The sequence below is a fragment of the Pseudomonas sp. GM79 genome (genome assembly GCF_000282495.1).
In the GTDB taxonomy this organism is placed as follows: Bacteria; Pseudomonadota; Gammaproteobacteria; order Pseudomonadales; family Pseudomonadaceae; genus Aquipseudomonas.
The window spans coordinates 14,259-40,360 of sequence record NZ_AKJE01000111.1 but is presented as its reverse complement, the minus strand read 5'-3'; the positions used below and the strand labels follow the sequence as shown (position 1 = coordinate 40,360).

Below are 26,102 nucleotides of genomic sequence, written 5' to 3'. Positions count from 1 at the left end.
CCTTGAATCCTTATTTTCGGCAATACATTCTTTCGAATGTGTAGTGCCCGTCACCTATTCAGCCTTGCCCCGCACAATCCTTCCCGCCTTCACCTCATCCGCCAGCGCCGCAACCCGATCCGCATCCTCGTAGAGCTTCGCAATCAGCTTCAGGACGGCTGCCACCTCGACATCACGGCAGTCCTTGGTGATTCTGAGCACTTCGTCTGCAGCTTGCTCGATATCAAGCCCTAGGGCCTTGAGTTCGCGGCGCAGCTCTTGGCTGGGCTTGGTGAGGGACATGCTGACCTCAGGCTATCGACTCAGGATTTTTGGCGGATATTTCCACCGATCGAGCATTAAGTCTTGCTTCGCCAGCCTTGAAAATAGTGATCAGGTGATGGATGGCCTGGGCATCGATCTCATTGCCGGCCAGGCTGAGTCGCTCAGCAATACGCTTTAGCTCCACCGCTGACCACTTCAAATCAGAGGCGACACCCTGGAGGTCTCGCTTCAGGTCTTGCTCTGGTTTATTGAGTCCCATGGAAGCCTCCCATCACATCGTCGACATAAGAGAATGACTCAGCGGTTGAATCGCTTTCCATCCGTAGACTGAAGATAGAGCCAGTCCGAGTAGGGAAGCCTTGCGATGATTTTGGTTTTTTCTACGACAGCGGCCATGGTCATTCCTCTGCACAGCAAGCTGACTCCACCCTGCATACGGTCGCACATGGCATCAGGGCTATCGATGAAATTGGTCTTATTGAGCCTTAGCATGACGACTGTACGCCCTTCCGGAACGGCCCCGATGGGAGGGATCACGAAGAGCGTAATTTGCGTGTAAATCGCAACGGCGATCAACGCGAGCAACCCTGTGACCATTAGCTTTTTCATCGGAGTTCCTTTCCTTCGTTTTCAAGGGGGCGGTTTTCATCGGCTCTGTGCGCAATCACTCTTCGCGCCAAAACACGTAATTCAGGATCGTGATTTGCTGGCTTAAAACTTCTGAAGTACCCAAACCACAACGCCGACGATCCGGCAGCATAAGCAGTCAGCCTGCCATCGCGATTCTCAGCGCTACAGCAGCCTCAAGCAGCTTATTCGCCTGGTTCGAGACAGCCGTCGCCAGGGCATCGTTTCCATCGTCTTTCAGCATTGCTGCCAAATCGAGCAGTTTCCCAATCTCGATCTCAACGACGCGAACTGATTCGGTTATCTGGTATTGAAGTGAGTGCGCCATGCCGTCAGCCCTCGTTCCAGATCGGCAGGGATTCCCGTACTCAGGGTGATCCGCCGTACCTTTAATGGTTCTCCGGAGAACAGTTAACGGCGTTAACCTTTAAACGTTGTAGGCGTGCATTTGTAGGCCCGCGCTACAGCATCCACTCAGCCTTGCCTTGCACTATCCTTTCCGCCTTCAGCATGCCGGGCGAGACAGATTTCACTGCGTTTCTTACCCATAAAGATGTGCATGCACACGAATACCCCCATGGATCGGCTCACCTAGCCGTCTATTTAAAACTTCTGAAGCGCCCGAACCACAACCCCTACGATTCGGCAGTCTTCGGTGAAAGGCTCAATTCGCCATGACGGGTTTAACGGCTTCAGGAATAGCTTGCCGCCGTCATTTACCAGCTTCTTGAAGGTCGCTTCGTTGCTATCCGGCAGCTTGGCGATAACTAGCTTCCCGGGAGCAGCCTCTGCTTCCGTGTCTACCAGAATTAGAGTCCCTTCGGTAATGCTTTGCCCAACCGGTGAAGTCATCGAGTCGCCTTTGACCTCAAGCCAAAACGCGGCACCTTTTGAGTCGTACTCGGAAAACTCATAGCGATCCGAGAAGCCGGCCGGGTAGGGCTCCACGGCCTCAGCCCAGGCGCCGGCGGCTACCCAGCTGATTACCGGGTAGCGGTAGGACTCAACGGGCTGACGGGATTCGCCCACGTTCGACTCGGCCGCCGCTGAATTGATCATCTGACCAATATTCTCAGATAGCCAAATGGCGCTCACGCCGCACGCATGCGCAATTTTCGGCAGGTGCGCGCTTTGGAGGTTCTTTCCAGTTTCCAACTGCGAGATCACCGGCTGCTCAACCCCCGCCTTAAGAGCGAGAGCCTTCTGCGTCAGCTTGGCGTGAATTCGTGCGGATTTGATTCTTTCGGCGAGTGTGCTCATCAGCTGGAATTTATAAGTTCCCTTATCGGCTTGCAAATAAGTGTCCTTCTATTTAGGATATAAGCAGGCTTATCAGGAGGGATCTCAAATGACCCCCATCGAAAGGCTCGTCGACCACTTCGGCGGGCAAACCAAAACAGCTCTGGCTCTCGGCGTATCTCAAGCTGCGGTTTCGTACTGGGTGTCTGGCATTTACTTGATGAGCGCAGAGAAGGCATTCAAGGCGGAGGAGCTTACAGGCGGTGAAATCACCGCTCGCGAGCTCTGTTCTCGCCATCAGCCAACTCGTAAATCCGCCGCCTAACCCTGCCCAGTCACACCGAAAGCGGAAGTGAACCTATGGCTTACGACGATAAAACGCACCGCCACGAGCACCAGGTGAAGGTGCGCCTCGATGATGAAGTCTTTCAGGAACTGAAGGACGTTGCTCGCGACATGAAGTTGCAACACAGCGTGCTTAGCCGAGAAATCATCGAGGCCGCGCTTGAGGTCAAGCGAACGCTCGGAGAGCTTCCGTTTGAGCTGGAGAAAAGACGCGCCTGAGAAGGCCATAGAGGGGGTTTCATGCCCAGTGCAGTGGTTGAACTCAGGAAGGGCGCAACAGAAGAACTGGCGCGATGGGCGTCGGAGATCGGAATCACCCCGGATGCTTTGGCCTCCGAGCTTTTGCGACTGGCCATGCCAGGGCTCAAGAAAGCGATCTGCGACAGCGCCTTACCCAATAGCAACGTAGTCGCCTTTCCTCCCAAGCGGTGATTCACAGCCCTTATTAGGGACCGCAAAGCGGGAATGTTAGGTCGGTAACAGCTTTCAAGATTGGCGCTGGTCCCTGGTTCGGGACTGGAAGAAGAGAAGGTCATGGATTCGTCCCTGATCAGTTGATGAACGAATGATCGCCTTGTTGGCATTACGCCACCACGGAAACAGAAACGAGGTTTTACGAATGGACAAGTTCCTGCGGGCCTGCCACGACGCGGTCAAGGACAACGAAGCAAAGTCGCTGAGCGCCAAGATGGGTGTTCCGCATGTGAGCCTGCTCCAGCGCGCAAACCCGGATAACGACGCTCACCACCTGACCATCGAGCATCTGTACGGGATTTTGCTGCACACCGGCGACAAAGGTCCGCTGTCGGCCCTGGCTAACGAGTTCGGCTTTGACTTGGTCGAGCGTGAACGCCCTGCACCGAAGCCGTTGATGGTCGCTCTGTGCCACTTGACCGCCGAGTGTGGCGACGTGGGCCGATTGATTTTCGACGCCACCGCAGACAACCACATTAGTCAGCACGAAAAAGCCCAGGGCGACAAAGCCATCCAGGAAGCAATTGACGCGCTGCACGTGCTGCGCGAGTCGCTGAAGGCTGCCTGAATTTCAGACACAAAAAAGCCGACGGAGAAGGTCGGCTGATTCGCGAAACTAGAGAGCGTCGATTATGCAGAGCCAGCTTAATTCAAGCAATACCCCGAACCATGTTGCGACACGTTTTGTTAATTCCGAAAACGTGTCGCGCCTCAAATCTCGTTCTCAGGGAGTCAAGCAATGACCCCCGACAACATCATCCAGCTGAACAGCAGCAGGGGATTCACCCGTATGGACAACAGCCTGATGGAGGCTTTGGCTACGGTTGACCTGCCAGCGCGCGAACTGCGCGTTCTCATGGCCATTGCACGGCAGACCATCGGCTATCAACTCGAAACCAAGCGCCTGACCGCCGACGATATCGGCAAGCAGACCAACATGCGCCGAGACGTCACGTCGAAAGCGATCAGTCATCTCCTTGAGCGTCGAATCATTTTCCGGGTAGGGGGAAGCCGAGGTGATATCGGGATTTCCCCTATTCGCGAGTGGTCCTTCTATGAGGAAAAACCTGACCGTCTCACTGAGACCAAAACGTCTCACTCAGCCCAAATCGTCTCACTGAGACCTGAGGCGAGTGAGACCAAAACGGCAACTTGCCTTCTTTATACAAAGAAAGAACCCCTATTAACTCTTTCTTCGAAAGAGATTAATCCGCCCCAAGCGCAATTGGCTCCGCCGAAGCCTGAGCGCAAGAAGCCGTTCGGCAAAATCCAGATGCTGGCCAACAACCCGAACGCCATCCCTGAGCAACTGCTGGTCGACTGGCTGTCCCTGCGCAAGACCAAGCGCGCCGCGACCACCGCGACCGTTTGGGATTCGCTAAACGCCGAACTGGTTAAGTGCAAGACCGATCATGGGATCGACGTGAAGACCGCCATGACCGAGGCACTGTCCGCTGGATGGCAAGGTTTCAAGGCCGAGTGGATCGCCAAGCGCCTGGCTGAACAACCCTCTGCCAAAACTGCCCCGCAGAGCCGTCACACCGGCTTCGCTGACCGCAACTACACCGACGGACTAATCCAGCGGGAGGACGGTAGCTATGCGTTCTGAACCAGTACAACCGACCCCCGAGCTTCCGCCGGGAACTCGCATCCAGCCCGCCGAATGCGAAACCCACGGTGAGTTCGAGCAGAAGATTTTCTCGGTCATCGGTCGCGAGCTGAAGACCGGTTGCCCTGAGTGCTCTCGAATCGCCCAGATAGCGACGGAAGAGTCTGAGCGTAAGAGCAAGGCGCTGATGCTCCGCATGGCCATGGAGCGCAAGCTTGGCTCAGCGCTGATCCCGAAGCGCTTCGCTGGCAAAACCTTCGAAGGCTACGTGGCCACCACCGCCGAGCAGCACAAAGCGCTGAACACCTGCCGCCGGTATGCCACCGAGTTCTCGCAGATCGCCGAGTCGGGCCGCTGTCTATTGCTGTTGGGGAAACCGGGAACGGGCAAAACGCACCTGTCCGTGGCGATCGCCAACGAGATCATGGCCAGATCGAGCGCCACCGCCGTGTACCGCACTGTCGGCGCCGTGCTGCAAGCGATTCGCGCCAGCTACGACCGGACCAGCGAGCAGAGTGAAAGCCAGATCTTGTCGAGCCTCATCAGCCCCTCTCTGCTGATCCTCGATGAGATCGGCGTCAGCAAGGAAAAGCCCAGCGACTTCGAGCTGACCACGCTGTTCGCAATCATCAACGGCCGGTACGAGGAGCAGCGCCCGACGGTGATCGTTTCCAATCTGGATGCCAAGGCATTGCCGGCCGCGATCGGCGAGCGGTGTGCGGATCGTCTGCGGGAGGGCGGGGTGATCGTCATTCCGTTCGAATGGGAATCTCAGCGCGGCAAGGAGGGGTTTTGATCATGACCGACAAGATCAGCGTCAACAGCCAGGCCAAGCTCTCCGAGGCCATCACCTGCCTGACCACCATGTACCGCGACAAGAAGTTCGTCGTGGTCTCCCTGCGCCCGGGCAAGGACCGCACGCTTGATCAGAACTCGCTGTGGTTTGGGATGTACAAGCGCATCGCTGAGATGAGCCAGATCGGCGACGCGGCTGACGCTCGGCGTTACTGCAAGTTGCACTTCGGGGTGCAAATCCTGCTGAACGAGGACTCGGGGTTCCAGGCAGCGTGGTACCGGGTCATGCGTCATCTGCCCTACGAGGAGAAGCTGGCCATGATGGGTGAGTGCAAGCTGTTTGGCCCTGACGGCTTCCCCGTTACCAGCCTGTTCAACCGTGCCCAAGGCATCCAGTACACCGACCGCATCGCCACGTTCTTCACCGGCCAAGGCGTGGTCTTCACCGATCTACTCAGCAAGGAGGCTGCATGATCGCCAAGCAACCCAAGCCGAAGAAGTGCAAGAACCCTGCATGCGGCATCAGCTTCCCGCCGCAGCGCCTGGGTCAGTCTGTGTGCAGCCCAAAGTGCGGCCTTGCCATCAAGCACGTAAACGAAGAAAAAGCGCGCAAATCGTTGGCCGATATTGGCCGCAAGGAGATCCGCGCAGCCAAAGATCGGATCAAGCCGAAAGGGCAGTACATGAAGGAGGCTCAGACTGCTTTCAACGCCTGGGTTCGTGAGCGTGACGCGGCTCTGCCGTGCATCAGCTGCGGCCGACACCACCAGGGCAAGTACGACGCCGGGCATTACCGGACTGTAGGGAGTAATCCGGCGCTGCGATTCGAACCGCTGAACTGCCACCGGCAATGCTCGCCATGCAACACGCACAAGTCCGGCGACATCGTGAATTACCGCATCGAACTGGTGAAGCGCATCGGCGCCGACAGGGTGGATTGGCTCGAAGGACCGCACGACCCGAAGCGCTACACCATTGAAGACCTGAAAAACATCAAGGCCGATTACCTGGCGAAGACCAAAGAACTGAAAAAGGAAGCAGCATGAAGCTGATCAACGCAAGACAGGTATGGACTGAGTCGCAGCACGAATCGAACGCGTCGATCAGCGCTGTGGCAATCGATAAGGCTGAATCGGCACCGGTGAAGGCCGGCAATCGAATGCGCCGCCACGAGGCCGTGTTTGCCGCCCTGGGCGACGACAAAGAAGAGCGCATCCAGATCGTTCGGCAGAAGATCAGCATCAGCGAGACGCGCCGCACGCCGATTGGCCGATCCACCGCCCGCGCCGCGCACCTGGCCACCATCGGCAAGGTCTTGCGCGCCATCGACACGCTGCCGTTCCAGGTGCAGCAGTTCGGGCATTACCTCTACCACCCGGCAATGACCATGCGCCACGTCATGAACGCTGTGCTGCTGATCACCGCCCATGCCAAGTTGCCCGACCTCACTTCGGCCAAGCGCGTGAAGGCGCAGTACCTGGTGACTCTGGCGTTGCAATCGTACAAGGGGGAAGTGGTCGGGGCGGCTGAGTGGGGTCCGGCACGAGTCGCCGCAGAGATGAATACCTTTTTCGGCGTCACCATCGACCCGAAGAACTGGACGCGTGATTGGCTGGACCTGTGGGAATCCCTGAAAGAAGTCATCAAGGAAGTGGATATTCAGGCTCAACAACCGGTCTGGCAGGTGATTCACACGGAAAAAGAAGAAGAGGCAGCATAATCATATTGACGTGACGGGGAATTGCGCGTACTTTTCCCATAGTGCGCAATTCACGCAACACGCACACGAATATCTGAACCCGGCCAAGCACCGGGTTTTTTAATGGATGCGTTCGCGGTTACTAGGGAGCTTGAATTTCTTGTTTCAACCCTCATATTGGGTTGAGCTAACAAGGAGGCTCACTAATGAGCGAAGCATTGAAGCTGGGCGATGTTGTACGTTACACATTAACCAACCAACTTATGACTGTGATCAATGCTGGTCCGGTTCCTGTGGGGGGGGCGCTTGGGGTCACGGGACGAATGGCGGCGCCGCAGACCATGAGCAACGATTATGTCGAGTGCAAGTGGTTTGAAAAAACTGAATTGAAGAGAAATAAAATAAAAAAAACTGACCTACAGTTCGTGAAGTCCACTGAGTTCTACAACCCCCGAGAGGGTGAACCGGTCGAACTCGCTTCGGGTGGTCCGCGCATGGTAGTTGATCGCTGTGGACCCAAGGATTTCAGTGTTGCAGTGGCCTTTGGCGGGAACATCGCTAGAACTAATGGATCAACTCGGCATGATCTCGTTGGATGCAGGTGGGTGAGCGGCAAGAAAGAGGTGCGCGGTGAGTTTGAAATTGGCACCGTTAAGCCGATCTAGAAGATCTTTAGTTTCAATTAAAAGCCCTGGCATTTGCTGGGGCTTTTTCGTTTTCGGCTCCGCCACACCCATCGCTCTGAGCTGGGAGTGCTGCTGGAGCTGATTCAATTCACGTCATGCCAACGGAGTCGAGCGCATGGAGCTTCTCTACCGCCTGCTCGACAGGTTGGATACATGGTTCACAGCTGGGCTGCTCGGGGCAATCGCTGCGAGTTGGTGGCACCGGGACGACCTGGTAGACCGGAAAGCCTGGGTGATCTTCATTTTCTCGGGTGCTGCCTGCGCTCATTACTTGACGGGTTTGGTCAGCACCTACCTCGGCGTCGTCGAGCCTCGAAGCGTTGCCGGTATCGGCTTCCTACTCGGCACCTTCGGCGGATCGCTGATTGCTGCGATCACCCGGGCTATTAAAGCCGCTGACCTCTGGGCGTTCATTCGCCAGCGGTTCGGGGGAGGCAATCCACCATGAATTACGAACTGATCAACTCCATCGCGGTAGGTCTGATTTCGCTGTGGGCCACCTGGTGCGTACTGAGCGGGAAGGTGAGGGACGGCATCCTTGGGAAGCTGATCTACTCGACGATCGCCATCAGCGGTTTTGTGGTGATGGTTCGGAGTCAGAACATCTTCTTCGGTCCGACCACCGCAGGACTGACGCTGCATGTGTCTCTGGCCCTGGCCGGCGTGCGCCACATCTTCATGGTCACGTACTGGCAGCCGGTGAAAGCGTGGCTCTGCCGAACGCTGAACTGCGAGCACTGCATGACCTGCGACAAGGTCGGCAAGGCAGCAGAGAGAAAGAACCCGTGACTCTTCTTCGGATGGTCCCGATCTGGATGTGGGTTGTTCTGGCTGCGCTCGCATCCATCGGCTACCTCTCGTGGCGGCTGGATAGCGTGAAGGCTGATCGCGCGCTCGTAGTGGCTGAGCGCGACACGGCCAATGCTCGGGTGACTTCCCTTGGCAACACACTGCGCCTGCAACACCAAATCACTGATGACATCAACCGAGTCTCCGACGATGCGAAAGCCAAGACTGAACACGTTACGGCTGCCGTTGCTATTGCTGATGGCCGGGCTCGCAGCTTGCAGCAGCAAATCACCGACCTCGTTGCCAGTCGAAAGTCCTGTACTGCCGAGGTTGCCAGCGGAAGCAAGGCAAGAGCCGACCTTACAGTTCTGCTTGCCGACCTGCGTAGAAGCGCTGACGAAACAGCGGGAAGCCTGGCAGAAGCGCTTGACCGAAGCCGAATAGCTGGCTTTGCGTGTGAGGCGGCATATACGGCCGCCCAGAACATCAAGTAGTCCGCGACACGTTTCGCGAATCATCAAATTGTGTCGCAACCTGCGACGAGGGAATCACAATGGACAATCAGCACAAGAAAATCACTGGCTATCGCGACCTGACTCAATCGGAAATTGACGGCATGAACTCCATCAAGGCGCTTGAAGCTGACGCCGGTGAACTGTTCAAGCAAATCGGCCAGATTGACGGTGTCGATCCACGCCTGCTGGCCCTTGCCAAGACGAACTTGCAACAAGGTTTCATGTGGTTCGTACGCTCGATCGCCAAACCTGCTGATCCGTTCAGCTGATGAGCAAGGTGACTCGGCTACATCACGCTCTGCCGCTGAGCCCCGCCATCAACCAGGCAGTGACTGAACTGGATAGCGCCATCGCCAAAGCGATTGACGCTGCCAAGGCTGCCGGCCTCCCTCAAGGATTGGTCGTGTCTCTCTTGCACGGGCACGCCCTGACGCAGACCAACATCATGGTGAGTTGAGTGACCGTCAAGGTTGTGGAATTCAAACGAGAGGACTGGCGCGACGCCGCCAAGACCCTGCGCAAGATTGCTGATGATCTCGATGCCGGTGTGCATCCGCATTGTTCTGTTGGTGCTCTGACCCTGATCGGCCCAAAAGGCGAGGTCACTGTGTTCGGGCTGGGGCCTAAGTGTGACGACCTGCAGTGCTTGGGTGCCATGCGTCTGGGTGAGCAGAAGTTGATTGATGTGCTGCTGGATGGCGGGGAAGGGTAGATGTGCCGCAGGTGAGTGCGGCACTGATGAATCACTCTGCGTTGACCTTCAGCGCTTCTTGGATTTTGTCAGCATAGCTTGAGAGACTTTCCATCTCCGACTCTAAGTTCACCGACAGGCCTGATGCCACGTATCCCGCAATCACCTCAAGTGCAGCGGCTACAGCATAAGCGCGGTAGTGTTCCTCATTAGTTTTTTTTGGGCTGGCGCTGGTCACGTTTTTTGCCAATTCAGACATGTTGCTTTCCTTGCTGATGAGTTGAGTCTCACCAATACCGGCAACGCGCCACTATTTCAAGTATCAGAGAATTCCAATGACAACCAAGCAGCCCGACTGGGAGGCAATCGAACGCGCCTACCGGGCTGGATTGCTTTCCGTAAGAGAGATCGCTGCCTCCTGTGGTGTCTCTCACACCGCTATCCAGAAGCGCGCCAAGGCGAACGGATGGGAGCGAGACCTTAAGGCGAAGATCAAGGCGAAGGCTGATTCACTGGTTGCCAAACGAGAGGTTGCCACACAGGTTGCCAGCAAATCGGTGGAAACCGAGCGGGAGATCATTGAGGTCAACGCTGAGGTCATTGCCAACATCCGCATGGCTCACCGCGGCGACATCTCGCGCGGCCGGCGCCTCACAAACAAACTGCTGGATGAGCTGGAAAGCCTGACTGACAACCGCCACCTGTTTGAAGAGTTGGGCGAGCTGATGCGCTCCGAAGACGACAACGGGCAGGACAAGCGCAACGACCTGTACCAGAAGATCATCGATCTACCTGGTCGCTCCAAGACGATGAAGGAAATGGCCGAGACGCTGAAGACCCTGATCTCCCTGGAGCGCCAAGCCTACGACCTCGACACCAAGACTGGCGGCAACGATGCCGACGAGCTATCGAAACTGATGGACGATCTATCGAAGGAAGCCTGACATGAAGCCCGAGCACTTGAAGCTGCTCCGGGACAAGCGTTGGCGCCTGAACAATCTCTACTTCATCACGGACAAGCAGGGCAAGAAGGTCCGCTTCCGGATGACGGACGAGCAGCTCGAGTACTTCGATGGGATGCACACCCGCAACATCATCCTGAAGGCTCGGCAGCTCGGCTTCACCACTGAGTGCTGCATCATCCAGTTGGACGCGGCTCTGTTCGAGTCGGCCAAGTGCGCGTTGATCGCTCACACCCTGAACGACGCCAAGCGCCTGTTCCGGGAGAAAGTGAAGTACGCCTACGACAACCTACCGGCCGAGATCCGCGCAGCCAACCCGGCGAGTAACGACGCTGCCGGTGAGCTGGTGTTCAGCAAAGGCGGCTCGCTCTACGTTTCCACGTCGTTCCGAGGTGGCACGCTGCGTTACCTGCATGTGTCTGAGTTCGGGAAGATCTGCGCCAAGTTTCCACACAAGGCCAGAGAGATCGTCACCGGTGCATTCGAGGCTGTGGCCACCGATTGTTTCGTCACGATTGAGTCGACGGCGGAGGGCCGGGCCGGCTACTTCTTCGATTACTCGCAGAGTGCTGAGCGCCAACAACTGGCCGGCGTGCCTCTTGGCTTGCTGGACTGGAAGTTCTTCTTTTTCAGTTGGTGGAAGAACAAAGCCTACTGGCTTGCCCCCACTGACGTGGTAATCCCGCAGCGCCTGACCGATTACTTCAACGAGTTGCACGCCAAGCACGGGATCGTCACGAACGACGGTCAACGCGCCTGGTACGCGGCCAAGGAGAAGACACTCGGCGACGACATGAAGCGGGAATACCCGTCTCTGCCGGCCGAAGCCTTCCAGCAGTCGATTGAGGGCGCCTACTACGCCCAGCAGTTCACCAAGCTTTACGCCAGTCAGCGCGTGGGTGTGCTGCCGAACAACAGCCATTTGCCGGTGATGACTTTCTGGGATATCGGCGTCGGCGACTCCACGGCCATCTGGTTCGTGCGTCAGGTCGGCGAGGAATATCACATCATCGATTACTACGAGAACTCGGGCGAAGGTCTGCGCCACTACATGAAGGTGCTGAAGGATCGTGGCTACACGTATTCAGAGCATTGGGGGCCGCATGACATCGATAACCGCGAGTTCGGCAGCGATGCAAAGACCCGCCGAGAACTGGCCCGTGAGGGCTACGACATCGACGGGCAGAAGTACTGCATGACGTTCCAGGTCGTTCCCAAGCTCGGTATCAACGATGGCATTGAACAGGCTCGCGAGATCCTGCCCAAGTGCGCCTTCGACGAGTCCAAATGCGAGGAAGGCATCGCCTGTCTTGAGAACTACCGCAAGGAGTGGGACGACAAGCGCGGCTGCTGGAAAGACAAACCGCTTCACGACTGGACGTCTCACGGCTCCGACGGATTCCGGTACTTCGCTGTCGCCAAGAGCGCAAGGAAGCCGGTCAAATCAATCAAAATGGGATTCGCACGCTAATGGCAGACGTCACCTACACCCGCCCGGAATACGACGCGGCACAGTCCCGTTGGCGGCTGGTGCGCGACGTGTGCAAAGGCTCCGAAACGGTCAAGGCCCGAGGCGATGTTTATCTGCCGAAGCCAAATGAACATGACACCAGCGCCGAGAACAGGGACCGCTACAAGGGCTATAAGCAACGCGCCGTGTTCTACAACGCGACCGGCCGGACTAAACACAGTCTGGTGGGGGCAGTGTTCCGTACCTGGCCAACACTGACCGTCCCTGGCGCACTCGACTACGTGTCGAAGGACATCGACGGGCAGGGCGTAAGCGTCTATCAGCAATCGCAATCGGTCATTGGGCATCTGCTCGAAGTCGGCCGCCATGGTCTGCTGGTGGATTACGCCGCCGTCGAAGCCGGTACCGTGAGCAGGGCTGACGAACAAGCAGGCCGGGCCCGGGCAAGCGTTGCCAGCTACCCGGCCGAAGCCATCAGGAACTGGAAAACTCGCAAGGTCGGAGGCCAACACCTGCTGAGCCTGGTTGTCCTGCGCGAAGAGGCCGACAAAGATACGGATGACGGTTTCGGCAGTGACAAGGTCGTGCAATACAGAGTGCTTCGCCTCGACGAGGCCGGCATCTACACGCAGGAAGTCTGGGAAGAGAGCAGCAGCGAAACAACGATGGTCATCGCGTCTTTCACTCCGCTGAATGGCCTTGGTCATCCGTGGAAGCTGATTCCGTTCCAGTTCCTCGGCAGCGAGAACAACGACACCAGCATCGACGATTCGCCGCTGTACGACATGGCCGTGCTGAACATCGGCCATTACTGCAACAGCGCGGACTACGAGGATTCGGTGTGGTTCTCGGGTCAGCCACAGTTCTGGATTTCCGGACTCGATGAGGCTTGGCGCGATCACCTGGAAGCGAACGGCATCTACGTCGGCTCCCGCGCTCCACTGACGCTGCCGGCCAATGGATCGTGTGGCTTTGCTCAGCCTGAGCCGAACACCCTCGTCAAAGAGGCCATGGACGCCAAGAAAGAGGACATGGTGTCGCTCGGTGCCCGGCTGATCGAGCGCGGTAGCGCGGTGAAGACCGCGACCCAGGCCGATAACGACAGCGCCGCGGAACACAGTGTCCTGTCGCTGGTAGTGAGCAACGTCAGCGAGGCCTACAGCCAGTGTCTGGTCTGGATGGCTGAGTTCGTGAATGCTCCGGGCGAAACCCTCTACAAGCTCAATCAGGACTTCAGCCAGATCACCCTGGACGCAACGATCCTTTCCGCACTGTTCAACGCAGTGCAGGGCGGCAAGTTGCCGGCGGGCGATTTCTGGCAGTACCTGCGCGATCGGGGGGTGATCGATCCAGAGAAGACCGACGATCAGATCCGCGACGAACTGGAAACAGAGAATCCAGTGATCGACTTGGATGACGACGAGGTAATCCCGAATGGCGGCAAACCAAGCAATCCTTGATGCCACGATCCGGCATGCCGTTTTCCTCGAGCAACTTAAGTCGGGGGAGGTCGCGAAGTTTGGGCCTTTCCTCAAGGAGATTGACCGCTCGATTCGTGAGCGGCTGACCCGGACCGACCTGACGGATTACACCATCGTCAGGCTGGAGCGGCTGCTGAGTGAAGTGGACGGCCTGCTGCTGGGCATCTTCAACCGCTACAGCGACAAGCTGAACCTCGATCTGGTGGATATTGCGAACTATGAGGCTGAGTTCGAAGCGACCAGCCTGACTCGGGCGGCACCGGTGGGCGTCTCGTTTAATGCCGCTGTGCCTGGCGCTGCTGCAATCAGGGCGGCCATCCTCACCAATCCGCTCAGCGTGCGCGGTGCGGATGGCGGCAAGCTGCTCAAGTCGTTCATTGATGGCTTCACCGCCGCCGAGCGACAACGACTCACTGGTGCGATCCGGCAGGGCTTCTTCGAAGGCCAAACGAACTTCCAGATCATCAAGAACATTCGCGGGACTAAGGCGCTTCAGTACAACGACGGCATCTTGGCCACGACCAACCGGAACGCCGGCGCCGTGGTTCGGACAGCGGTGCAGCACGTCGCCACCCAGGCGCGCATGGAAACGCTGAAAGAGAACTCTGATGTCGTGCAGGCGGTGGAGTGGGTCAGCACCCTGGACACGAAGACCACCAGTCAGTGCCGGTCCCTCGACAAGCAGCGCTTCAAGTTGACCGAGGGGCCGCGGCCGCCGATCCACATCAACTGCCGTTCAACGGTGGTGGCGGTGACGCGCTTCAGCGCTCTGTTCGCCAAGGACGCCACCCGGGCATCCATCGGCGACAGAGGCGCCCAGCAGGTGAGGGCAGACCTCAGCTATTACGACTGGCTCAAGCAACAGCCGGCGGCGTTTCAGGACAAGGCTATCGGGCCGGTTCGGGCGAAGCTGTTCCGGGAGGGAGGGCTGAACGTCGAGCGCTTCGCCGAGTTGCAGCTTGATCGCAATTTTGCACCGCTGACTCTATTGGAGATGAAAAAGCTCGAGCCGCTTGCTTTCTACAGCGCTGGTCTCTGAGAAACGAGCGGCGGGGTTGCTCAGCAACGCCCACCTCAAGGAATCAAGGGCGATCTCGATTAAACCACCGGGAGTCGATTTTGCTGTCTTTCGGAATCGGATGCTGCTTGCAGAACTCGGCTGCTTTTTCGTAGACGATTTCGAGGCAGTTCACAGTCCGCGAGTATGGCTGGATCTCGGCCTGCAGGATGGCTTGCTCACGATCGAAGATTTTTCCAGGAAGCAATTGTGCCTGATTGAAGCGCACCTCGCGAAATAGGCCGGTGTTGATCAACTGGTCTGTAACCTCGTTGACCGCCTGCATGGTGTTCCGATACGGCTCGGTGATGAAGCAGGTCCGAATCAGAGCTTCGAGCGAGAACCGCTCCCGGCCTTCGAATTCACGAAGCGGTTTGGCACGCTTGTTGATAGGAAGGCTTTGGATTCCACAGCGCACCCAGTATTCGACGAATCGTGGAAGGTCAATAGTTGCACCGGCCCCAGCGTTTGGCAGGGTGATCGTCAGCGGGATTTCGTAGTCGGAGCTCATCGCAGCCAGCGATGGCTCAATTCCGAATGCCCGCTTGTACTCGTCGTCGTACGGGATGACGACGAAAAGTGGTTTTTTGTTCGCATCATAGATGACTTGATGGTTTTGCATTTTGACCTCCAGGGTCGCTTAAGGAGTGATTAATTTCACTCCATGAGCAAACTATATCGCTCAGGGAGTACTCCTTCAAGGTTTATATCGCTCCTTCTGGGCGGATCCCTCTACAACATCGCCTCTTAACAGGCAGAACCCGCAGGCAGGGCCTGCACCTACGTCTCTGGGAGACAAACAATGCTGAAATTCCAACTGGACAGCCTGGATGGTGTCGACGAAACCGTGCGCGCTCTTTACACCGAGAAGGACGGCAAGTTCGTACTCGGCATTGAAGGTCTGCCGCAACCCGAAGATGTCTCGGGCCTGAAATCCAAGGTTCAGGAACTGCTGGACGAGAAGAAGGCTGCCGACAAGGCGCGCAAGGACGCTGAAGATCAGGCGCGCCTGGAGCGTGAAGAGAATGCCCGTAAGTCCGGCAACGTCGAAGAGCTCGAGCGTTCATGGTCCGAAAAATACAACCGCCGCGAAGCTGAGCTGAACGGCACGCTGGAGCAGGAGCGTGGAACGCTGAGCGCGCAGATCCGGGATCTGACTGTCGGCCGTACCGCTACTGATATCGCGTCTGCGCTGGCAATCCCAGGCAGCGCCAAAGCCCTGTTGCCGCACATCGAGCGCCGTCTGAGCGTCGAACAGCGCGACGGGAAGCCTGTTGTGGTCGTACTCGACCAGCAGGGCAAGCTCTCGGCGGCAACGCTGGATGAGCTGAAAGCAGAATTCGCAAACGACACGGCCTTCGCGCCGTTGATCGCGGGTAGCAAAGCATCCGGTGGCGGGGCCAGCGGTGCTGGAGGTGGCGGCGGGGCCGCAAAAGGCAATATCGGCGGCACCAAGGAAGAACGACAGGCAGCGATCGCTAGCCGGTTCTCTGATCTCCCTCTCAAGTAAGGAAATAATTCATGTCCCTGTCTCAAATGCAGGTCTTCAACGATTACATCATGCCGGCGACTCTCGAGACGCTGGACCAAATGCTGGAGGCGTTCAACGCTGCCAGCAACGGCGCGATTGTGCTGTCGCCAAACGGCTTCACCGGTGACTTCCTGCAAGAGTCGTTCTTCCAGAACCTCGGGGCGGCTCAGCGTCGCGTGAATCGCTATGGTGCTAACGCCGCAGTGACTCCGGTTGACCTGACCGAGCTGCAAGACACCACCGTGAAAGTCGCGGGCGGCTTCGGTCCGATTCGTTACGAGCCGTCGCAAATGACCTGGCTGCAGCGTCCGACTGCACAAGGCGTTGAAGTTGCGAGCCGCGCATTTGCCGAAGTACTGCTGAAGGATCAGCTGAACACCGCCATCGCCGCGCTGGTTGCTGCGATCACCGCGCAAGCAGCAGCGGTGAACGATGTGTCGGCCACCGCCGGCATCACCCAGGCCGGCTTGAACAGCGCGCACGCGAAGTTCGGCGACGCAAGCCAGAACCTGGTTGCTCAAGTCATGCAGGGCACCACCTGGCACAAGCTGGTCGGCCAAGGCCTTGCCAACCCGAACAACCTGTTCCAGGCCGGCAACGTTCGCGTCGTCGATATCCTCGGCAAGACCTCGATCGTCACCGATGCGCCGGCTCTCGCTCAAACAGGCACGCCGAACAAGGAGATCATCCTTGGTCTGGCGGCTGGTGCCGCGCTTGTGCACGACAATCGAGACATCATCTCGAACGTGCAGACCAACAACGGTAACGAGCGCATCACCACGACCATCCAGGTGGACTACACCTTCGGTCTCGGCATCAAGGGCTACACCTGGGATGTCGCGAACGGCGGCAAGTCTCCATCGAGCGCCGCGCTCGCCACCGGTACCAACTGGGATAAAACCGCAGCCAGCATCAAGGACACCGCCGGTGTTGCTCTGATCGGCGATGCCTCCAAGTAACCACCTGATGACTGCTCCGGGGCATAATGCCCTGGCGCAGCGGAGTGACAATGATGACTGATAACATCTGGTATCTGCCGGGCCCGTTCCACCGCTACGAAGATGACGTGAAGGCAATCGCCAAAAAGGAAGGCCTGATCATCATCGATGCCAATGTCACGGAAGACCGTGGCGGCGAAGTCGAGAAGCCGCCGAAAGCTACGCTGAAGGCTGAGTACCGCACTGCACCTGCGAAGGTGGGCGCTGACCTGAACAAACCCAAGGACTGACTCATGCTCATCATCGAGGACGGCACCGGCAAGCCAGACGCCGAAAGCTACGCGAACGCCGCGGACCTGGTCATGTACGCCGGCAAGTTCGGCGTGACCATCCCTGCGGACGAGCCCGCGCAAGAAGCGCTGCTTCGCCGGGCCGCCTTGGCGATGGATGGCAAGACCTGGAAGGGGCGCAAGACTGACAGTGATCAGGCTTTGGCCTGGCCGCGCCGCGGGGTTGAACTGGACTGCCAGATCAAGCCCGACAACTACCTGCCCGCGCGCATCCAGTACGGCCAGATGGCCTTGGCCGCCGAGATCCACACCGACGACATCGACCCGATCGACAAGCGAAAGGGCGCAATCACCCGTGAGCGTGTGGAGGGCGCTGTTGATCGCGAGTACGCGACGATCTCGAACACCAGCGGCCGACTGTTGCCGGCAGCACCGGACCGGCCCAGCGCGACACAGTTTGCGGACTATCTGGTTAAGCGCGGGTTGTTTGCTGTTAGGGCTTAGCGTCAGATTGATTTAACGATTTTGAGTAGGTAGTGCTCGCCCTGTTCCTGCGGTGGAAGGCTCTTGCACTCGTCGGTTCCTTTGAATTCAACAACAACAGCGGTTGCGAGAATATCCGCAATCTTGGCGCGCTGCTCTTCTGGGTATCTCGTACCGTAAGTGCGGTAGAGGTAAGCCTTAATCATGTTCATGACGGACAGATCAATTTCCTGCTGAGTCTGGCGAATCAAATCGTTGCTCATAGATACCCGTAACTTGGTTGTGGTTGTGGTTGCGTTCCGAGTATTGCATATCTTCCTGTTCTTCAAAAAACCTACCAGCCTCAAGGAGACGCCATGGCCTTCTACGACGAAATGGCCGTGATGGCTCTGGAGATGATCACAGAGTTCGGCCAGCCCGTGATCATTCGGGCAATGACCGTCGGCGAGTACGATCCGGACACCGGAACGGCACCGACCAGCACCGTCATTGAGCAGACCGCTCAAGGCATCCTGCTCGACTTCACCGGTCAAGAATTCCAGAACAACAGCCTTATCAAGCAGGGCGACAAGAAACTCAAGATCGCCGCGCAGGGGCTTGAGTGGGTGCCGGACCTGTTGAACAAGGTCATTGTCCAAGGGCGCACCTGGTCAATCGTTCCACCGCTGAAAGAGATTAACCCCGCCGGCGCGCCGATTCTGTACGAGCTGCAGGTGCGGTCATGAGTCGCGCCGGTGCCGGCCAGTCCGGCAGCTTCGCCTTGAGCCTTGCCGAGTTTGCAGCCCAAGCGACGGAAGCCATCGACGCAAGTCTGCGCGAGATCATCATCGAGGTCGGCAGCAGCGTCATCCGCATGTCGCCGGTGGGGATTCCCGAGATATGGGCGCAGAACACCGTAGCTCGCCAGTACAACAAGGCCGTGGACGACCACAACAGCAGCCTGCGCAGCGATCCAGCCAACCTGACAAAGGAGGGGCGGCTGAAGCCAGGTCGCAAGCTGCACGACGGCATGGATATCATTGCCCCCGAAGGCTACGTCGGTGGCCGGTTCCGAGCCAACTGGCATCTTTCAATTGATGTCGTCGAAAACGTCACGTTTGGCGAAGTTGATCCGAGCGGACAAGAGACGATCGCCGCACTGGTTTCGGCCGTCAGCGATTTCACCGCCGGACAGACTGCCTATCTCGTCAACAACCTGCCGTACGCCATCCCGCTTGAGTTCGGACATTCGACCCAGGCACCGGGTGGCATGGTCCGCATCACCGTGGCCCGCTTCCAGCAGATCGTGCAGGAGGCCATCAGGAACAACCAGATATGAGCCACAACATCATCGCCTCAATCTACGAGGCCAAGCTGATCAACTGGGCGAAAGCGTTGCCGGTACCGCTGAAGGTCGTCGTCGAGAACGAGGCCTACACGCCAGTTGACGGCGCCACTTACCTGAAGGCGTTCACGCTACCGGCGGACACTGCGAGCAACACGCTCGGTGGCGACCACAAGCTGTACACCGGCGTGTTTCAGGTCAGCATCGTGACGCCATCGGGGAAGTACCGCGGCGCAGCCGGTGCACTGGCTGATCAGATCGCCACCTTGTTCCCGCTGTATGAGCGAAACACGAAAGGCGCGCTGACCGTCGTTACCATGACACCAGTCGACCCCGGCCCCGGCATTCCAGACGACACGACCTTCACTGTACCGGTCTCTTTTCAATACCGAGCCGACACCAACTAATCCGCCCATTGGGCAACCCAGAACCCGCCACTGCGCGGGTTTTGTCATTTCTGCAAAGAGGAAAACCCATGAGCGTCAAGATTCCCAACGGCACGACCTTCGAGATCGCCAGCGTTCTTAGCGTCCCGAAGCCATTCACCGCGATCACCAACGCCAAGCCCGCAGTGTTGACCGCTGCCGCGCACGGCCTGGCCAATGGCGACGTGATCGTCATTGATTCGGCGTGGGCGAAGCTGAACGGCCGCCCTGCGCGAGTGATCGATTCCGATGTGGGCGACTTCGCGGCTGAGGGCGTGGATACCACCAGCGTCAAAAACTACCCGGCAGGCTCCGGTGCGGGATCGGTTCGTGCTGCGTCCGGTTGGACCCAGATCTCTCAGATCACCGAGCCGACCGCAAACGGCGGTGAGCAGCAGTTCCTGACCTACGGCTTCCTCGAGGACGACGATGATCGTCAGTTGCCCACCACCAAGTCGGCCAGCAGCATGACGCTGCCAGTTGCAGATGACCCTGCTCAGGCATACGTCGCCGTGGTGGAAGCCGCCGATGAAGACAAGGAGCCGCGCCTGGTTCGCGCAAACCTTCCAGGCGGCGCGACCATCTACTACTACGCATATGTGTCGATCACTGCGACCCCGACGCTGAGCCGCAACAACATCATGACGCGGACCATCACGCTGTCGTTCGCCTCCCGCCCAACTCGCTACAACGCCTAAGGGGTTCCCATGGCAAAGTTTTCGATTGCGCCAAAGCCGACGTTCACCGTCGATGTGGCCATCCCTCAGGTGGGCGGCAAACCCGCAATGGTTCCGTTCACCTTCAAGTATCGAGACCGTACGGCCCTGGCCGAATTGTTCGACGCCTGGAAGGAGAAAGCCGAAGCCCTGGGCGAGCGCTTCAAAGACACCCAGCCAACTCTCACCGAAATCACCGCAGCGGAAGTGGAGCAGGGTGTCGAACAGATTAAGGATCTGATCGTGGCATGGGGCTTCAACGACAAGCTCAACGACGAGTCGATCACTGCTCTGGTGAAGAGCTGCATCGGTGTCTCGGATGCCGTCGTGAAGGCCTACAGCGAAGCCTTCGGCAAGGCCCGCCTGGGAAACTAACCGCCGCTGCCCGGGCGCTCTACGAGTCTGACGGATCCGCCGAACAGATGGCCCTGTTCGGCTTTTCACCAGAGGACTACGACGAAACTGTCGAGGTCTGGCCGGACAACTGGAAGTCGTTCCTCGTCATGGATTCGATGTGGACTCAGTGGCGCACAGGCGCATGCGGCGCAACCGGACTCGATTACGGCGTCCTGCCCGACGTGATGAAGCTCGTTGGCATTCCGGCTAAGGATCGCCAACGCGTGTTTCAGGACATTCGTGTGATGGAGTCGGAAGCCATCGCCGTCATGGCAGAAGCCCGCGACAACAGCCCGTGAAGACGGGCACTTATTCAAGGTGAGTCGATGAACATCGCAGAACTGGGCATCAAGATTGACTCAGCTGACACCGCCCGGGCCACTGTCGAACTCGACAAGATGACCAAGGCCGGCGATCGCGCGGAGCAGTCCGCCGTCGGCCTGATGAAAGAGATGGAAGCGCTGGAGAAGTCGTTGTCGAAAGGCGCGACCACCACGCAGGAACTGGCAAAGCAGCGCGAAAATCTGGCGAAACTCACTAAGACCGGTGCCTATGGCGAGGCCGAGTTCACCAAGATCACCGCACAGCTCGACAAACAGCAGGCGGCGCTGGCCAAGTCCACGCTTGATGAACAGAAGGCGCTGAACAGCCTGCTCGGCGCGATCGACCCAGCCCGTGCGGCCATGGCCAAGCTCGATAATCAGGTTGAGCAGCTGGGCAAGCATCTCGATGCCGGCCGCATCAGTCAGGACCAGTACAACTCGGCGCTGGGCAAGCTGAACGGCAACTACGCATCACTGGAAAAAACTGCCACCGGTTTCGACAAGCTGAAGCTCGGCACCCGCCAGGCTCAGGAAAACGTCGTGCAGCTCGGCAATGCGCTGTCTTCTGGCGATTGGGGTAGTGGTGTTCGTGCTGTTGCTCAGTTGGGCGCTGGTGCGGGTGCATCGGCTGCTGGCCTGCTTGCCATTCTGGCGCCAATTGCCTTGGCCACTGCTGCCGTTGGTGGGCTGGCCGTTGCTTACTACAAGGGCAGCGAAGAGCAGGACGCCTATACCAAAGGTCTGGTGCTCACCGGTAACGCCTCTGGCATGACCGCCAGCCAACTTGGCGAAATGGCACGGCAGGTCAGCGCGACCGTCGGCACGACTGGCCAGGCTGCCGAAGTGCTGGCGCTGCTGGCCGGCAACGGAAAAATCGCTGGCGAGAGTTTCGGCGGCATTGCCCAGGCTGCCGTGTCCATGAAGGAAGCGACCGGCAAAGCCATAAAAGAGACGGTTGCGGAGTTCGAAAAGATCGCAGACGAGCCGGTCAAGGCATCAGCCGCGCTGAATGAGCAATACCACTACCTGACCGCCTCGGTTTATTCGCAGATCGCCGCTCTGGAAGAGCAGGGCGACCATGCCGGCGCCGTGAAGCTGGCAACCGAGCAGTACGCGGATGCGATCAACGAGCGTACCCCGAGGATCCTCGAAAACCTGAGCTTCTGGGAGAAGGGTTACAACGCTGTCGCGCGAGCAGCGGACAACCTGAAGAACCTGGGGCGGCCCGATATCGATGCCGACATTGAGCAGGCCCGGTGGAATCTGGAGCAGGCGCAATCGGGCAATGTGGGCGCCTTCCAAAACCAGAAAGAGATGGTTGAGCTCTACAGCAATCAGCTGAACATGCTGGAGGACCAGAAGGCTGCAGCGGCCGACATCGCCAAATACGAAGGCGAGCAGGCCAAGGCTCAGCAAGACGCTGTGTCTGCGATGGTCAAAGTCGATGCCCTGACAAAATCTTCACTGACCAACGAGCAGAAGCGTGCCGAGGCAATCAAGGAGTACAAGAAGCAGCTCGACGATATCCGCAAGACCAGCCCGAACGATCCACGGCTTGATCCAGCCGCGGTCGCCAAGAACATGGCGAACCTCAACGACAAGTTCAAAGATCCGAAGGGCGCAGCAGGCAGCGTCGACCTGACGGGCTTCAACAACGCAAAAAATGTACTCGCCGAAACTTTGGCCTACTACAAAAATGCCGATAAGGAACTCGAAGCTTCTCAGCGGGCCGGTGTTATCTCGCAGGCCAGCTACACTGAGCAACGTGTCAGCCTGCTTAAGCAGGAAACCGTCGAAGTAGCCCAGGGATATGAGGTGGAAATCGCGGCTCTGGAAGCAGCCAAGGCCAAAAAGGGAACGACTGCAGCGCAGATCATCCAGATCGATCAAAAGATCTCGGATGCACGCAGCGCGATGGTCAAGGCGCAGCAGGAAACGGACAGCCAGCTTTCGATCATTGCCACCAACGAAGACGGTCGCCTGCGCAAGCAGACTCTGGCCGTCAAAACGTATACCGACGCCTTACAGCAACAGGTCGAGACGCTTCGACAGCAAGGGCTGCGTGCGGCTTCTGGCCTAGGCCAGGGTGATCGGCAGCGCGGGCTGACGGATCAGCAGAACGGTATCGACGATCGCTTCAACCAGCAAAGCCTGGAGTTGGCAAACCAATACGGCGATGGCTCGCGCGGCATGAGCCTCGACGAGTACACCCAGAAACTGGCAGCGCTAAAAGCTACACAGCAGGATATGCACGACACCGTGCAAGCCAATTACGACGAGATGACGACAGCCCAGGGTGACTGGAGTGCCGGGGCAACGTCGGCATGGCAGAACTACCTGGAGTCGGCTCGGGATGTCGCCGGGCAGACGAAGAGTCTGTTCACCAACGCCTTCACTTCGATGGAGGACGCAGTCGTCAACTTCGCTATGACTGGGAAGCTGTCGTTCGCGGACTTTACAAAATCGATCTTGGCGGACATGGCGCGCATTGCTACTCGGCAAGCCAGTTCCGCGCTGCTGGGCAGTCTCATCGGCGCAGGTGCGAGTTACTTCGCCGGCGGTGCGGGATCAGCAGCTTCAGCAGGATCGACTCAGGCAGGCTACAGCGGCGACCTATCGGGCTTCACACCGGGCAGCATTCAGGCCGATGGTGGCGCCTGGTCGTCCGGTGTGCAGTTGTTTGCCAACGGGGCAGCCTTCACCAATAGCATTGTGAGCAAGCCAACAGCCTTCGGCATGGCCGGTGGCGATATCGGAATCATGGGGGAGGCGGGGGAAGAGGCGATCATGCCGCTGACCAGAACGGCCGGCGGCCAGCTTGGCGTGCGGGCTTTGAGCGGTGGCAGCAGTGGATCGACCATCAGCATCAACGCACCAGTCACCGTGGCGATTCCGGATCGCAGCTCTGAAGGTATGCAGCTCGACCAACAGGCGCTTTCGCAAAACCTCCAGACGCAGATGAAGGCCGCAGCAGAGAGAGCCGTGGCCGAGTCGTGGCGTGCTGGCGGCGTGAGTTTTCGCAACGTTAACGGGAGAGCCTGATGGCGATTGAGACATTCACCTGGCCAACTCAGCACGGCGACGCACCTGAAATTACCTATCGGGTGCGCACCTCGCAGTTCGGTAACGGCTACAAGCAGACGGCTGGCGACGGCCCGAACAACAAAGAGGACGCTTATCCGATCACCTACAGCGGCCCAAAAGCCAAAGTGTTGGAGATCATGGCGTTCCTCGACCGGCATGCCGGTGCAAAGGCATTCCTCTGGACCACGCCGCTTGGCCAGCTCGGCCTGTTCACCTGCAAGAATCCCGTACCCACTCCGGTGGGCGGCGGAGTTTTCAAACTCACGGCAACTTTTGACCGTGCATTCCAACCATAAGGGGCAATCATGCCGCTGATTAGTGACATCCAGGTCCTCGAACCTGGCAGTGAAGTGCTGCTCTTTGAATTGGACGGTACGGACTACGGTGCGGACGTGCTGCGCTTCCACGGACATGCGATCCCGCACTCGCCGGAGGAATTGATTGCCGCCGGCGCCGATTCGGATCAGCTTCCCGCGAAAGCGATCTGGTGGCAGGGTAACGAGTACGGCGCCTGGCCAATGCAGATCGACGGCATCGAGGCCAATGGTGACGGTACGGCAGTTCGACCAACCCTGTCGGTCGGCAACGTCAACGGGCGAATTACCGCGCTTTGTCTGGCATTCGACGATTTGCTCGAGTTCAAGCTGACCATGCGTCACACCTTGGGCACGTACCTGGATGCAGTGAACTTCCCGGCCGGTAACCCAACAGCAGACCCAACCCAAGAGACGATCGAGGTCTGGTACATCGACCAGAAGACGAACGAGGATGGGGAGACGGTTAGTTGGGAGCTGGCCAGCCCGGGTGATGTCGGCGGCGAATCCATCGGGCGGCAGGCCACAACGTTGTGCCACTGGTGTCTCACCGGCGGCTACCGGAGGCCGAACTGCGGCTACACCGGCGGATACGTCACGAAGGACGGCGTGCCAACCGACAATCCAGAACTGGACGAGTGCGATGCCACGCTGGGCAGGGGTTGCATCCCGCGCTTTGGCGAGGGCAATGCCTACCCGTTTGGTGGATTCCCCGCCGTTTCCCTGATCGCACGGAGCTGACCATGCGCAAGCACATCTTGAGCGCGATCCAGGATCACGCGGCGGCCGAGTACCCGAAAGAGTGCTGCGGTCTGCTGCTGAGCATTGGGCGAAAACAACAGTATTACCCGTGCCGAAACATCGCATCTGAATCCAGCGAGGAATTCCGAATTGACCCTGAAGACTATGTCGCGGCGGAAGATATCGGCGAAGTGATCGGCATCGTTCATTCGCACCCGGACGCCACTAGCCGGCCTTCACCGCGCGACTTGGCGATGTGCGAAGCGACCGCGCTGCCGTGGCATATCATCAGTTGGCCTGAAGGTGACCTGCGAACGGTCATGCCTTCTGGCGAGACGCCGTTGCTCAAGCGGTCATTTGTACACGGCGCTTGGGACTGCTGGCAGGTCTGCGCCGATTGGTACAAGCGCGAGTGGGGGCTTGAGTTCGAGGCCTTCAAGCGTGCCGACGGCTGGTGGGAGAGCAAGGACAACACCAGCCTGTACGAGTCGAACTACGAGGCCGCCGGCTTCTATCGGGTCGATCAGCCGCAGCGGGGCGACATGATCGTGATGGAAGTCGGGCGGACGGTTTACCCGAACCACGCAGGGATCTTTCTTGGAACCGATCCGACGCTTCCCAGCGAGGATGCGGCGACGTTCGGCCCAGGGCCTTTCCTGCTGCATCACTTGTACGGCAGGCTGAGCGAGATCATTGTCTTCGGCGGACCGTGGTTGGACCGGACACGCCTGATCCTCAGGCACAAAGATGCACAGCCAACCCACGAGATGCGGCAGGGCTGCGGGAGAATGACATGACTCAAAACGTTCCGAACACAACGCCCAGCTTTTCAG

At 58.4% G+C, this 26,102-nt stretch carries 42 protein-coding genes; 34 read left to right on the top strand and 8 right to left on the bottom strand.

The window, feature by feature from the left end:
* Positions 1-54: 54 nt before the first annotated feature.
* The 5 genes from PMI36_RS02620 to PMI36_RS02640 form a co-directional block, all read right to left on the bottom strand.
* Positions 55-282: a hypothetical protein gene (locus PMI36_RS02620; RefSeq protein ID WP_008075816.1), complete on the bottom strand. Its 228-nt coding sequence runs from the start codon at positions 280-282 to the stop codon at positions 55-57.
* Positions 283-289: 7 nt separating this feature from the next.
* Positions 290-523: a hypothetical protein gene (locus PMI36_RS02625; RefSeq protein ID WP_008075808.1), complete on the bottom strand. Its 234-nt coding sequence runs from the start codon at positions 521-523 to the stop codon at positions 290-292.
* Between the two features lie 38 nt (positions 524-561).
* On the bottom strand, positions 562-873 hold the full coding sequence (locus PMI36_RS02630; protein WP_008075806.1) for a hypothetical protein: 312 nt from the start codon (positions 871-873) through the stop codon (positions 562-564).
* 157 nt (positions 874-1,030) lie between these two features.
* A complete protein-coding gene (locus PMI36_RS02635) occupies positions 1,031-1,219 on the bottom strand; it encodes a hypothetical protein (protein WP_008075805.1) in 189 nt (62 codons plus the stop codon).
* Between the two features lie 275 nt (positions 1,220-1,494).
* Entirely contained in the window at positions 1,495-2,151 is a 657-nt protein-coding gene (locus PMI36_RS02640) for a helix-turn-helix domain-containing protein (RefSeq protein WP_032830743.1), read from the bottom strand.
* Between the two features lie 88 nt (positions 2,152-2,239).
* Here PMI36_RS02640 and PMI36_RS02645 point away from each other — a divergent pair, with 88 nt between their 5' ends.
* The 16 genes from PMI36_RS02645 to PMI36_RS02710 all read left to right on the top strand — a co-directional run bounded on the left by PMI36_RS02645 (position 2,240) and on the right by PMI36_RS02710 (position 9,754).
* The gene (locus tag PMI36_RS02645; RefSeq protein WP_008075803.1) at positions 2,240-2,455 is read left to right on the top strand and encodes a transcriptional regulator; all 216 of its coding nucleotides are present in this window, start codon (positions 2,240-2,242) and stop codon (positions 2,453-2,455) included.
* Between the two features lie 35 nt (positions 2,456-2,490).
* Positions 2,491-2,694 (top strand): hypothetical protein, encoded by a 204-nt coding sequence (locus tag PMI36_RS31075; protein WP_008075802.1) that lies wholly within the window; start codon positions 2,491-2,493, stop codon positions 2,692-2,694.
* Positions 2,695-2,715: 21 nt separating this feature from the next.
* Positions 2,716-2,907 (top strand): hypothetical protein, encoded by a 192-nt coding sequence (locus PMI36_RS31650; RefSeq protein WP_008075801.1) that lies wholly within the window; start codon positions 2,716-2,718, stop codon positions 2,905-2,907.
* A 187-nt stretch (positions 2,908-3,094) separates the two neighbouring features.
* On the top strand, positions 3,095-3,517 hold the full coding sequence (locus tag PMI36_RS02655) for a phage regulatory CII family protein (protein WP_008075800.1): 423 nt from the start codon (positions 3,095-3,097) through the stop codon (positions 3,515-3,517).
* Between the two features lie 171 nt (positions 3,518-3,688).
* The gene (locus PMI36_RS02660; RefSeq protein ID WP_008075799.1) at positions 3,689-4,558 is read left to right on the top strand and encodes a replication protein; all 870 of its coding nucleotides are present in this window, start codon (positions 3,689-3,691) and stop codon (positions 4,556-4,558) included.
* Positions 4,548-5,354, top strand: a complete 807-nt coding sequence (locus PMI36_RS02665; RefSeq protein WP_008075798.1) for an ATP-binding protein — start codon at positions 4,548-4,550, stop codon at positions 5,352-5,354. Before PMI36_RS02660 ends, PMI36_RS02665 begins: the two co-directional genes overlap by 11 nt.
* A 2-nt stretch (positions 5,355-5,356) precedes the next feature.
* The gene (locus PMI36_RS02670) at positions 5,357-5,827 is read left to right on the top strand and encodes a hypothetical protein (RefSeq protein ID WP_008075797.1); all 471 of its coding nucleotides are present in this window, start codon (positions 5,357-5,359) and stop codon (positions 5,825-5,827) included.
* A complete protein-coding gene (locus PMI36_RS02675) occupies positions 5,824-6,399 on the top strand; it encodes a recombination protein NinG (RefSeq protein WP_008075796.1) in 576 nt (191 codons plus the stop codon). The genes PMI36_RS02670 and PMI36_RS02675 overlap by 4 nt, the downstream gene beginning before the upstream one ends.
* A complete protein-coding gene (locus tag PMI36_RS02680) occupies positions 6,396-7,073 on the top strand; it encodes a hypothetical protein (RefSeq protein WP_008075795.1) in 678 nt (225 codons plus the stop codon). The genes PMI36_RS02675 and PMI36_RS02680 overlap by 4 nt, the downstream gene beginning before the upstream one ends.
* Positions 7,074-7,258: 185 nt before the next feature.
* Positions 7,259-7,717, top strand: coding sequence for a DUF2158 domain-containing protein (locus PMI36_RS02685; protein ID WP_008075794.1), 459 nt, complete (start codon positions 7,259-7,261; stop codon positions 7,715-7,717).
* A gap of 136 nt (positions 7,718-7,853) precedes the next feature.
* On the top strand, positions 7,854-8,186 hold the full coding sequence (locus PMI36_RS02690) for a hypothetical protein (RefSeq protein WP_008075793.1): 333 nt from the start codon (positions 7,854-7,856) through the stop codon (positions 8,184-8,186).
* The gene (locus PMI36_RS02695) at positions 8,183-8,527 is read left to right on the top strand and encodes a hypothetical protein (RefSeq protein WP_008075792.1); all 345 of its coding nucleotides are present in this window, start codon (positions 8,183-8,185) and stop codon (positions 8,525-8,527) included. The genes PMI36_RS02690 and PMI36_RS02695 overlap by 4 nt, the downstream gene beginning before the upstream one ends.
* 26 nt (positions 8,528-8,553) lie before the next feature.
* Positions 8,554-9,021: a DUF2514 family protein gene (locus PMI36_RS30125; protein ID WP_157214985.1), complete on the top strand. Its 468-nt coding sequence runs from the start codon at positions 8,554-8,556 to the stop codon at positions 9,019-9,021.
* A 59-nt stretch (positions 9,022-9,080) separates the two neighbouring features.
* Positions 9,081-9,311 (top strand): Acb2/Tad1 domain-containing protein, encoded by a 231-nt coding sequence (locus PMI36_RS02700; RefSeq protein ID WP_008075780.1) that lies wholly within the window; start codon positions 9,081-9,083, stop codon positions 9,309-9,311.
* Complete coding sequence (locus PMI36_RS02705) at positions 9,311-9,499, top strand: hypothetical protein (protein WP_008075777.1); 189 nt, start codon at positions 9,311-9,313, stop codon at positions 9,497-9,499. Before PMI36_RS02700 ends, PMI36_RS02705 begins: the two co-directional genes overlap by 1 nt.
* Positions 9,500-9,754 carry a hypothetical protein gene (locus tag PMI36_RS02710; RefSeq protein WP_008075775.1) on the top strand — a complete coding sequence of 85 codons (255 nt, stop codon included), beginning with the start codon at positions 9,500-9,502 and terminating at the stop codon, positions 9,752-9,754.
* A 31-nt stretch (positions 9,755-9,785) separates the two neighbouring features.
* Here PMI36_RS02710 and PMI36_RS02715 read toward each other — a convergent pair whose 3' ends face one another.
* Entirely contained in the window at positions 9,786-9,992 is a 207-nt protein-coding gene (locus tag PMI36_RS02715) for a hypothetical protein (protein ID WP_008075773.1), read from the bottom strand.
* A 76-nt stretch (positions 9,993-10,068) separates the two neighbouring features.
* On the opposite strand from PMI36_RS02715, the gene PMI36_RS02720 reads away from it, so the two are divergent.
* The 4 genes from PMI36_RS02720 to PMI36_RS02735 are packed head-to-tail and all read left to right on the top strand — an operon-like array spanning position 10,069 to position 14,686.
* Positions 10,069-10,677 carry a hypothetical protein gene (locus tag PMI36_RS02720; RefSeq protein WP_008075771.1) on the top strand — a complete coding sequence of 203 codons (609 nt, stop codon included), beginning with the start codon at positions 10,069-10,071 and terminating at the stop codon, positions 10,675-10,677.
* A 1-nt stretch (position 10,678) separates the two neighbouring features.
* Entirely contained in the window at positions 10,679-12,166 is a 1,488-nt protein-coding gene (locus PMI36_RS02725; RefSeq protein ID WP_008075769.1) for a hypothetical protein, read from the top strand.
* The gene (locus PMI36_RS02730; protein WP_008075767.1) at positions 12,166-13,626 is read left to right on the top strand and encodes a DUF4055 domain-containing protein; all 1,461 of its coding nucleotides are present in this window, start codon (positions 12,166-12,168) and stop codon (positions 13,624-13,626) included. The genes PMI36_RS02725 and PMI36_RS02730 overlap by 1 nt, the downstream gene beginning before the upstream one ends.
* Positions 13,601-14,686 (top strand): minor capsid protein, encoded by a 1,086-nt coding sequence (locus tag PMI36_RS02735; RefSeq protein WP_008075766.1) that lies wholly within the window; start codon positions 13,601-13,603, stop codon positions 14,684-14,686. Before PMI36_RS02730 ends, PMI36_RS02735 begins: the two co-directional genes overlap by 26 nt.
* 43 nt (positions 14,687-14,729) lie before the next feature.
* Here PMI36_RS02735 and PMI36_RS02740 read toward each other — a convergent pair whose 3' ends face one another.
* Complete coding sequence (locus PMI36_RS02740; RefSeq protein WP_008075764.1) at positions 14,730-15,326, bottom strand: hypothetical protein; 597 nt, start codon at positions 15,324-15,326, stop codon at positions 14,730-14,732.
* A 180-nt stretch (positions 15,327-15,506) separates the two neighbouring features.
* On the opposite strand from PMI36_RS02740, the gene PMI36_RS02745 reads away from it, so the two are divergent.
* Genes PMI36_RS02745 through PMI36_RS02760 form a run of 4 tightly spaced genes read left to right on the top strand, consistent with a single transcriptional unit; the run spans position 15,507 to position 17,967 of the window.
* On the top strand, positions 15,507-16,214 hold the full coding sequence (locus PMI36_RS02745) for a hypothetical protein (RefSeq protein WP_008075763.1): 708 nt from the start codon (positions 15,507-15,509) through the stop codon (positions 16,212-16,214).
* A gap of 11 nt (positions 16,215-16,225) precedes the next feature.
* Positions 16,226-17,194, top strand: coding sequence for a major capsid protein (locus PMI36_RS02750; RefSeq protein ID WP_008075761.1), 969 nt, complete (start codon positions 16,226-16,228; stop codon positions 17,192-17,194).
* 50 nt (positions 17,195-17,244) lie between these two features.
* Entirely contained in the window at positions 17,245-17,463 is a 219-nt protein-coding gene (locus PMI36_RS02755) for a hypothetical protein (RefSeq protein ID WP_008075759.1), read from the top strand.
* Positions 17,464-17,466: 3 nt separating this feature from the next.
* Positions 17,467-17,967 carry a DnaT-like ssDNA-binding protein gene (locus PMI36_RS02760; RefSeq protein ID WP_008075756.1) on the top strand — a complete coding sequence of 167 codons (501 nt, stop codon included), beginning with the start codon at positions 17,467-17,469 and terminating at the stop codon, positions 17,965-17,967.
* 2 nt (positions 17,968-17,969) lie between these two features.
* Here PMI36_RS02760 and PMI36_RS02765 read toward each other — a convergent pair whose 3' ends face one another.
* Positions 17,970-18,209: a hypothetical protein gene (locus PMI36_RS02765; RefSeq protein ID WP_008075755.1), complete on the bottom strand. Its 240-nt coding sequence runs from the start codon at positions 18,207-18,209 to the stop codon at positions 17,970-17,972.
* Between the two features lie 93 nt (positions 18,210-18,302).
* On the opposite strand from PMI36_RS02765, the gene PMI36_RS02770 reads away from it, so the two are divergent.
* From PMI36_RS02770 to PMI36_RS02815, 10 genes are all read left to right on the top strand, one after another.
* A complete protein-coding gene (locus tag PMI36_RS02770) occupies positions 18,303-18,671 on the top strand; it encodes a hypothetical protein (protein WP_008075753.1) in 369 nt (122 codons plus the stop codon).
* The gene (locus PMI36_RS02775) at positions 18,668-19,264 is read left to right on the top strand and encodes a hypothetical protein (protein WP_008075751.1); all 597 of its coding nucleotides are present in this window, start codon (positions 18,668-18,670) and stop codon (positions 19,262-19,264) included. Before PMI36_RS02770 ends, PMI36_RS02775 begins: the two co-directional genes overlap by 4 nt.
* Positions 19,261-19,677: a phage tail terminator-like protein gene (locus PMI36_RS02780; RefSeq protein WP_008075748.1), complete on the top strand. Its 417-nt coding sequence runs from the start codon at positions 19,261-19,263 to the stop codon at positions 19,675-19,677. Before PMI36_RS02775 ends, PMI36_RS02780 begins: the two co-directional genes overlap by 4 nt.
* A 68-nt stretch (positions 19,678-19,745) precedes the next feature.
* Positions 19,746-20,393: a phage tail protein gene (locus PMI36_RS02785; protein WP_008075747.1), complete on the top strand. Its 648-nt coding sequence runs from the start codon at positions 19,746-19,748 to the stop codon at positions 20,391-20,393.
* Positions 20,394-20,402: 9 nt separating this feature from the next.
* A complete protein-coding gene (locus PMI36_RS02790; RefSeq protein WP_008075745.1) occupies positions 20,403-20,786 on the top strand; it encodes a phage tail assembly chaperone in 384 nt (127 codons plus the stop codon).
* A 47-nt stretch (positions 20,787-20,833) separates the two neighbouring features.
* A complete protein-coding gene (locus tag PMI36_RS02795; protein ID WP_008075744.1) occupies positions 20,834-21,106 on the top strand; it encodes a DUF1799 domain-containing protein in 273 nt (90 codons plus the stop codon).
* 27 nt (positions 21,107-21,133) lie between these two features.
* The gene (locus PMI36_RS02800) at positions 21,134-24,172 is read left to right on the top strand and encodes a phage tail tape measure protein (protein WP_008075743.1); all 3,039 of its coding nucleotides are present in this window, start codon (positions 21,134-21,136) and stop codon (positions 24,170-24,172) included.
* Positions 24,172-24,510 (top strand): phage tail protein, encoded by a 339-nt coding sequence (locus tag PMI36_RS02805; RefSeq protein ID WP_008075742.1) that lies wholly within the window; start codon positions 24,172-24,174, stop codon positions 24,508-24,510. The genes PMI36_RS02800 and PMI36_RS02805 overlap by 1 nt, the downstream gene beginning before the upstream one ends.
* 9 nt (positions 24,511-24,519) lie before the next feature.
* A complete protein-coding gene (locus tag PMI36_RS02810) occupies positions 24,520-25,269 on the top strand; it encodes a phage minor tail protein L (RefSeq protein WP_008075741.1) in 750 nt (249 codons plus the stop codon).
* 2 nt (positions 25,270-25,271) lie between these two features.
* Positions 25,272-26,066, top strand: a complete 795-nt coding sequence (locus tag PMI36_RS02815) for a C40 family peptidase (protein ID WP_008075740.1) — start codon at positions 25,272-25,274, stop codon at positions 26,064-26,066.
* The last annotated feature ends 36 nt before the right edge of the window (positions 26,067-26,102 follow it).